The 8,389-nt window shown below is 42.9% G+C and carries 8 protein-coding genes; all 8 read left to right on the top strand.

Translation table 11 applies throughout. The features are described 5' to 3' along the window. The first annotated feature begins 26 nt into the window (after positions 1-26). Complete coding sequence (locus ACKX14_RS11290) at positions 27-203, top strand: helix-turn-helix domain-containing protein (RefSeq protein ID WP_422447670.1); 177 nt, start codon at positions 27-29, stop codon at positions 201-203. Positions 204-439: 236 nt separating this feature from the next. Then, positions 440-1,840 carry a family 4 glycosyl hydrolase gene (locus ACKX14_RS11285; RefSeq protein ID WP_422447668.1) on the top strand — a complete coding sequence of 467 codons (1,401 nt, stop codon included), beginning with the start codon at positions 440-442 and terminating at the stop codon, positions 1,838-1,840. Between the two features lie 64 nt (positions 1,841-1,904). Next, the gene (locus ACKX14_RS11280; RefSeq protein ID WP_422447666.1) at positions 1,905-2,348 is read left to right on the top strand and encodes a tripartite tricarboxylate transporter TctB family protein; all 444 of its coding nucleotides are present in this window, start codon (positions 1,905-1,907) and stop codon (positions 2,346-2,348) included. Positions 2,349-2,364: 16 nt separating this feature from the next. Next, on the top strand, positions 2,365-3,873 hold the full coding sequence (locus tag ACKX14_RS11275) for a tripartite tricarboxylate transporter permease (protein WP_422447664.1): 1,509 nt from the start codon (positions 2,365-2,367) through the stop codon (positions 3,871-3,873). 91 nt (positions 3,874-3,964) lie between these two features. After that, positions 3,965-4,978: a tripartite tricarboxylate transporter substrate binding protein gene (locus tag ACKX14_RS11270; RefSeq protein WP_422447662.1), complete on the top strand. Its 1,014-nt coding sequence runs from the start codon at positions 3,965-3,967 to the stop codon at positions 4,976-4,978. A gap of 230 nt (positions 4,979-5,208) precedes the next feature. Next, a complete protein-coding gene (gene larAH6, locus ACKX14_RS11265) occupies positions 5,209-6,450 on the top strand; it encodes a nickel-dependent malate racemase, LarAH6 family (protein WP_422447676.1) in 1,242 nt (413 codons plus the stop codon). Positions 6,451-6,482: 32 nt separating this feature from the next. Beyond that, complete coding sequence (locus tag ACKX14_RS11260) at positions 6,483-7,751, top strand: 3-isopropylmalate dehydratase large subunit (RefSeq protein ID WP_422447660.1); 1,269 nt, start codon at positions 6,483-6,485, stop codon at positions 7,749-7,751. After that, complete coding sequence (locus ACKX14_RS11255; protein ID WP_422447658.1) at positions 7,751-8,248, top strand: 3-isopropylmalate dehydratase small subunit; 498 nt, start codon at positions 7,751-7,753, stop codon at positions 8,246-8,248. The genes ACKX14_RS11260 and ACKX14_RS11255 overlap by 1 nt, the downstream gene beginning before the upstream one ends. Positions 8,249-8,389 lie beyond the last annotated feature (141 nt).

Raw genomic sequence — 8,389 nt, 5'->3', positions numbered from 1 at the left:
GTTAGTTTTTATTTTTCAAGCCGTATTTGGTTAAATATGGATTGGGGAAAAGGGGGAGTTTTTACACTGGAATCAAATTTAAGTTTTTTATACCCGAAGGGGAATTCCTCAATAATTTTAATAAATCAAAGACTGCCAGACAACTGAGGATAGGAAGGATCACTCTGTGGAGGAGATTGAAGAGGCAGGAAAATGCCCGCTGAACTGTTCCGGCGTTCCCTGAAACATCATAATGTTTCAATGAAACATCACGCGTGAAACACTTTGCCTGTTCCGGCAGGGTGTTTTTTTCGTTATTATCAGGAAAAAAACATTTTCGAGAAATCTGGCATAATATTTGCTAAAATAGCATGAGGGAAATGCAGAAAGATATTCTGTAGATTAAAAAGTTTTCCTTAAACTAACAATACAGCAGGATATTGCGATGGAGGGTGGTACAATGTCTAATGCTACAATTTGCTATATCGGAGGGGGGTCTAAAGCATGGGCTAAAAAGCTCATGGGAGATATACTGTGCCAGCAAGATGTTTCAGGGGTTCTCAGACTTTATGACATCGATAAAGAGGCTGCTTTAAGGAATAAAAAATACTTTGAAGTATTGATAAAGGATAATAAGGACCTGATAAAGAGCAACTGGACATGCGAAGTCTACGAAAACCTGGATGAAGCACTGACCGGTGCGGATTTTGTTGTAATATCCATACTCCCCGGAACTTTTGATGAAATGGAGGTAGACGTCCATCTGCCCGAGAAATACGGTATTTATCAGTCGGTAGGAGATACCGTGGGCCCCGGAGGGTTCAGCAGGGCTCTTCGAGTGATACCTGCGTACAGAGAATTTGCAAGGAAGATACGAAAAAAATGCCCCGGTGCATGGGTAATCAACTACACAAATCCGATGGCAATATGTGTGGCGACTCTTTATAAAGAGTTTCCCGGGATCAAAGCTTTTGGATGCTGCCATGAAGTGTTTAAAGCGCAAATACTGCTCAAGGAAATGTATAAACTGATGACGGGCGATCCGGATCAAATCGATAGAAGAGCCATCAAAATAAATGTACAGGGGCTAAACCATTTTACATGGGTTACGGAGGCTAAATATAAGACCACAGACCTCATGCCGCTTTTTGCAAAGTTTGTAGAGCAGAACTGGGAAAGCGGTTATGTATTGGAAAAAGATAGGAACAATGCTGTGAGAACAAAATACTTCAGCTGCAAGGAAAAGGTCAAATTCGATTTGTTCAGGAGATTTGGAGTAATGGCCGCAGCGGGGGACAGGCACCTTGCTGAATTCATGCCATCATCTTATCTCAACTCACCCGATGAAATTATTAAATGGGGATTCAATATTACGCCGGTTTCGTACAGGAAAGAGGAAGAAAAGGCTAAAATACAGAAAACTTTGATGCAGATTGAAGGAAAAGAAAAGGCTGAATTAGAGCTATCGGGTGAGGAAGGAGTCGACCAGATCAGAGCCATACTGGGGCACCATGTCCTAGTAACAAATGTCAATCTTCCCAATTATGGCCAGCTGCCAGATCTTCCTTTAGGAACCGTTGTAGAGACCAATGCAGTATTTTCCAATGATAGCGTAAAACCCGTATATTCCGGCAAGATACATCCAAACATCAAAGCTATTTTGATGCAGCATTCAGTAAATCAACAAAATTTAATCGAAGCATATTTCAGTAAAAACAAACAGAAATTGTTTGAAACATTTTATAATGATCCTTCGGTGGCGAGATTAAAGAGAGACGATGCAGAGGCATTGTTCAATCAACTGATAGATGGTACTAAAAAGTATTTAGAGAACTGGATTGTTGAAGGCAGCATAATATAGCACTTAATATTGGAATTCAACCGGAGCGAATTCGCATCATGCAAGCTTGGTAGGAGGTGAAGACATGGTAGAAAAGGTTGTTTCAGGTGCTCTTATAATTATTAGCATAGGATACCTGTATATGGCCAAAGGGCTTTCTTTTGGTTCGGCCAGTCAACCCGGGGTAGGATTCATGCCAACCATTGTGGGCGCTATGGCAGTGTTTCTTTCGATTATAAATTTTATTTCGGTAATGATGAAAAAAGATAATAAAAAGGCCAACAAAAAAGATGACGATACAGCCCCTAAAATAGATATTGTAAAGCTTGTCAAATTTGTAGCCGGTTGTATTGTCTATGTATTTATGTTGGATTACACAGGTTTCCTGATAGCAACGTTTGTCGTAATGGTGCATCTCTTAAAAGTCACGGAAGTCCAGGGATGGGTCCTGCCCGTTATTGTCTCGGCGGGGACATCTCTAGGCTTTTACATCGTTTTTGAAAAAATGCTGGGTGTATTGTTACCTTAAAAAGGAGGTGAGATGATTGTCTACAGTAAGCTCTTTGCTAAGCGGTTTGGCGGCTGTTATGACCCCTACAAATTTTATCGCTTCGATAATCGGCGTGCTGATAGGGACCTTAACAGGTGTCCTGCCGGGTCTAGGAATAACTGGGGCTCTTGCCTTGCTTCTGCCGGCAAGTTATGGATTATCGCCAGCCACAGCAATGATCATGTTCTGTGGTGTATATTATGGTGCAATGTATGGCGGCTCCACCACTTCAATTCTGGTTAATATTCCGGGAGAAGGGGCTTCAGTAGTGACTTGCATCGAGGGATACGAAATGGCAAAAAAAGGGAGGGCAGGAGCAGCTTTAGCCGTAGCAGCCATAGGTTCATTTATTGCAGGCACCATGGGCACCATTGGCCTAACATTTTTTGCTCCCATGCTTGCAAAAGCGGCTCTAGCCTTTGGCCCTCCTGAATATTTTGCTATTGCAATATTGGGTTTGGTTTTATTATTTAACATCTCAGGCAAATCTCCTTTAAAATCCGCCCTCATGGTGATGATAGGGTTGATGGTGAGCACCATAGGATTTGACCCTATGACTGGTGTGAGCAGATTTACCATGGGGATTATAAATCTTGAAGACGGCATTGAATTTATTATCTTCACCATGGGCCTTTACGGTGTCGGTGAGATATTGGCTTCCATTTGCCAACCTGAAAAACAGGGAGAAATGATGAAGTTTAAATTCAGGGATCTGTATCCGAACCGTGAAGAGCTTAAACGCTCGCTGCCGCCAATGTTTCGCGGCGGTATCCTTGGGTTTTTAATAGGGCTTATGCCAGGGCCCGGAATGACAATATCTACATTCGTTTCTTATGCGGTAGAAAAACGATTAAGCAAGCACCCCGAGGAATGGGGCCATGGTGCTATTGAAGGTGTGGCCGGACCTGAGTCGGCAAACAACGCTGCAAACGCTGCCCAGATGGTGCCGCTTTTATCTCTGGGGCTACCCTTTAACTCAAGCGGTGCGCTTTTGCTGGCAGGTTTCATGATTCACGGCGTAGCCCCAGGGCCAATGCTGATGAGCACCAATCCGGATCTGTTCTGGGCAATTATCGCCAGTCTTTACGTCGGCAATGTGTTGCTGCTCATCATTAACCTGCCTTTAGTAGGTGTGTTTGCGTCTTTATTGAAAATTCCGATAAAAATACTGTTACCCATTGTAATGGTAATAACTTTTACAGGCGCGTATGCCATAAACAACAGTCTTTTTGATTTAGGTTTACTTTTGCTTTTCGGTATCTTAGGCTTTATACTGAAACAGGCAAAGTTTGATTTAGCGCCACTGGTCATAGGAATGTTCCTGGGCTCTACTATAGAAAAAGGCCTGGTACAGGGCATGATTATATCAAATGGCAGCTTTATGACACTGTTATCTCGCCCGCTTGCGGGCACAATGCTTAAAATAGGTCTTGCCGTATTATTGTTCAGCATATTAAGGGCAATTTACAGAGCAATAAGGGCAAGAAAAGCGGAGGTGATTTAAACTTTAAAATTATAGTGTTATAAAAATCTTTATCATTCTAATAAATTTATCTAATTAAAGATATAAATATGATAAACAGGAGGGTAAATTCATGAAAAAGAAAGCGTTAGTTAGTCTGACTGTATTAATGCTAGTTCTGGCGATGGCCCTTACGGGTTGTGGCGGAAATTCTAATTCAACAGAGCCTCAGGACCAAGACAAAAATGAAATCAAATATCCCGAAAGACCTATAACCATGATAATTCCAAACAGCCCCGGCGGAAGCACAGACTTGCTTGGCCGTACTGTAGCAAAAGGACTTGAGAAATATCTGGGTCAACCAGTTATAGTCCAAAATAAACCGGGAGGATCTACAACCATCGGTGCAAATGAACTAATGAATTCAAAGCCTGATGGTTATACTATAGGTTCCGTTAACACTGGTATGATTACCAGCTCGGTTTTAAAGAAATCACCCACTGATTATGCTCAAGAGTTAGAACCTATTGCTTTAGCTGCTATTTCACCTCAGATTTTAGCTGTAAAAAGTGATTCAGAGTGGAAGACCCTTGACGAATTTATAAATTATGCAAAAACAAATCCTGGTAAAATAAAAATTGGCCATACGAGTGTAGGTGGTTCCACACACATGGCCACCGCCCTGTTTGAGAAAACAACAGGAATAGAAATAGAAGATGTAACCTTTGATGGCGGCTCCAATGCTGTTGCGGCACTTTTGGGTGGCCATATCCAGGCAGCAATGCTGAGCCCCGTTGACTTTAAACAATTCATGGAATCAAAACAGGTTACAGCTTTAGCTGAAACAGGTGAAGAAAGAATTGATGACCCGGTTTACAAAGATGTACCGACTTTTAAAGAGCTAGGTTATGATTTTTCAGAGATATTATGGCAAGGATTTGGCGCTCCTAAAAATATGCCTGAAGAAGTAAAACACAAACTGGTAGAAGCCTTTAAGAAAACGATTAATGACCCGGAAATAAAACAGGCTATTATTGATTTAGGTTTAACACCTAAATACAGCACACCGGAAGAGTTCAAAAAGATGTGGCTTGAAACTCAAGAAAAATATAAAGATGTGTTTACCGAAATTGGACTAATTAAATAGAACAAGAATAGCAAAAAAATGGACATTAAACATTGATAATAATGCAAGATAATGTTTGCGTTAATATCGAGCAAATATTATCTTGCATTTGACTTTGTTATGATAATTAAAACAATATTAAGAATTGAAATAATAAATCATAATTAAAGATAAAAAGGTCGTCTTACACGATTGTGATGATTTGTTCGCATAAGGTATAACGATCGGAGGAGCGATTTACTTTGTCTACTGTGCTATTGAAATATAAGTCATCATATATAAATGTTGATATAAACGATAAGAATCTATATGCAATATTAAATCCTCAGGACTTGCCAGGAGTAAAAGAGCCGTTCAGTGAAGTAAGAAATGCTATTAATAATCCTATAAACAGCCCTTCATTAAAAGAATTAGCGAAGGGGAAAAAAAGAGTAGTAATCCTTGCCAGCGACATTTCAAGACCTTCGCCTTCACACATCCTGGTTCCGCCTATAGTTGAAGAATTAAACCAAGCAGGTGTCAGATACGGTGATATTAAAGTAATATTTGGATTGGGTTATCATAGAAAACATACGGAAGAAGAAAAGAGAAAACTTGTGGGCGAAGATGTTTACAGCAAGGTAAGGTGTATAGACCATGACATAAATGATTGTGTATACCTGGGCACAACAAAGCGAGGCACTCCGGTGGAGGTTTTCAAGCCCGTGGCCGACGCCGACCTTGTTATAGCTACTGGAAATCTTGAGTTTCACTATAAAGCGGGATACAGCGGCGGGGATAAAGCCCTCCTTCCCGGGGTTTGCAGCAAAAAGACTATTGAGACGAATCACATCATGATGATCAGGCCTGGCACAATGCCCGGAAGAGCCGACGGGAATCCCATGCGTGAAGATATAGAAGAAGCGGGGCGCATCGCAGGAGTCAAATTCATTGTAAATGCGGTTTTAAACAGCCATAAGGAGATAGTAAAAGTGGTGGCCGGAGACCCGGTTAAAGCCCACCGCGAGGGAGCTAAATACATTGACAAAATGTATAAACGAAATATAGACGAAAAGGTGGACATCGTAGTTGCGTCCTGCGGCGGCTTTCCGAAAGATATAAACCTGTACCAAGCCCAAAAAGGCCTTGAAAATGCCAGTTACGCCGTAAAAGACGGCGGAAGTATTATACTTCTCGCCGAATGCCGGGAGGGGCTCGGTGAGGCTACTTTCGAAGACTGGATGTTGAGGGCCAAATGCCCCCATGATTGCGTCGAATGGATTCAGAAGGATTTTAAACTGGGAGCTCACAAGGCGGCAGTAATATGCATGGTCCTCGAAAGAGTGAAGGTTTATCTTGTTTCCAGCCTGGATAAAGATCTGGTTAAAAAGATCTTTTTTATACCCGCCGAGTCCGCACAGGATGCTTTAAAGGAGGCATTAAAAGAATACGGTGCAGATGCAAAAGTTCTTGTATTGCCTTATGCAAATTCCACCCTTCCATATGTAGAGTAAGATAAAGTAATATTAAAGAAAGGAGAACTCATATGCACGCACTGGAAAAAATTCTGGCAAGGGCGTCGGGGAAAGAGAGGGTTAGAGCCGGTGAAATAGTTACATGCAGGGTAGACCTTGCCGAAGTAAATGATCTTTATCTGCAGGTTATAGAATCTTTTGAAGAAATGGGAGGAAAAAAGGTCTGGGACCCGGAAAAGGTGGTTTTCGTCTTCGATCACTACGCTCCGGCTCCCACAATAAAATCGGCGGCGAATCACAGAGTGATGAGAGAATTTGTCTGGAAGCACGGCATCAAGCATTTATTTGATATTAATTCAGGAGTGTGCCACCAGGTCATGCCCGAAGCCGGGCTGGTGTACCCGGGCATGATCCTGGTAGCAACCGACTCTCATACCACCACTCACGGAGCTTTTGGCGCGTTCGGGACGGGCGTTGGCGCTACGGATCTGGCGTGTATTCTCATATCGGGGGAATTATGGTTCAGGGTGCCTGAAGTAATTAAAGTAGAAATAAATGGAAAATCGCAGCCCGGCGTTCTGCCCAAAGATATAATACTTCATATATTGGGAAAACTTGGTACCGATGCGGCGGTTTATAAGGCTGTGGAATTTGCCGGTGAAACCGTTAAAAATCTTGATATCGGCGGTCGGATGGTTTTATGCAATATGTCTGTGGAAATGGGAGCTAAGACATCATATATACAGCCGGATGAAGTAACTTTCGGTTACCTCGGAAAAAGAGGCGTGAAGATAGAAGATCTGGATATTCCTGTTACAGACCCTGATTATAGGTACAGCGAGGTATATACCTTCGATGTTTCCAACCTTGAGCCCCAGGTGGCCATCCCGCACAGTGTTGATAACGTAGTCCCCGTAAGCGCGGTTTGCGGCACAAAAGTGGATCAGGTATTCATAGGGTCATGTACCGGCGGCAGGATTGAAGATATTGAGTGGGCTTATAGAATCTTGAAAGGAAGGAAGATAAATGAAAGAACCAGACTCATTATTATCCCGGCTTCAAATGAAGTATTTATAGAGTCTATAAAGAGAGGCTATGTGGAGGCTTTGGTTAAAGCCGGAGCAACTTTCAGCACGCCCGGTTGCGGCCCGTGCCTTGGAGCTCACCAGGGGGTCATTGCCGCGGGCGAGGTTTGCGTTACGGCCACCAACAGGAATTTCCCGGGACGGATGGGTAGCACCGGCGCCGACATATACCTTGCTTCCCCGGCCACAGCAGCCGCATGCGCGCTGGCGGGGAAAATCGTGGATCCGAGAGAATATATGGAGGAGGACAGATAATGAGACAGAAAATATCCGGAAGAGCATTTCTCTTTGGCGACAATATCGACACGGATCAGATTTACCCGGGGAGATATCTAGAACTGACGGCCAAAGCGGATATAGCTTCTCACTGTATGGAAGGTGTTCGGCCCGGTTTTTCAAAAGAAATACAAAAAGGTGACATAGTGGTGGCTGGGAAAAACTTTGGTTGCGGGTCATCCAGAGAACATGCCGCCATTACCTTAAAGGAATCGGGAGTAAGTGCGGTGGTGGCGGAATCTTTTGCCAGGATATTTTTCCGGAACGCCATAAACCTTGGCCTGACTGTGATAACCTGCCCGGGCATTACCGGCAGGTTGAAGGAAGGCGACATTCTGGAAATCGACGTTTCTACCGGGGTGATAGTTAACAAGACGTCGGGAGATACTTACCAGGGAGAAGGGCTTTCCGAATTTGTTTTAAGAATTCTGGAAAATGGAGGGATAAAACCGCTGTTTAAAGAAATATACGGCTGAATGTTGGCATGGTAAGGGAAGAACAGGACCGCTTTTAAGGAGTTCAGAGAATAACGGCTTAAGAACTGAAAAATCTGATATGGCACTCCGGCCGTTATACATGTTAAAATAGTGCAGGAGGGCGCGTTATATCTGACATAA

It is taken from the genome of Thermorhabdus hydrogeniformans (assembly GCF_049310025.1).
In the GTDB taxonomy this organism is placed as follows: domain Bacteria; phylum Bacillota; class Thermosediminibacteria; order Thermosediminibacterales; family Tepidanaerobacteraceae; genus JBJYKD01.
The sequence above is the reverse complement of the archived record's forward strand: the minus strand, read 5'-3'. Positions and strand labels throughout refer to the sequence as shown.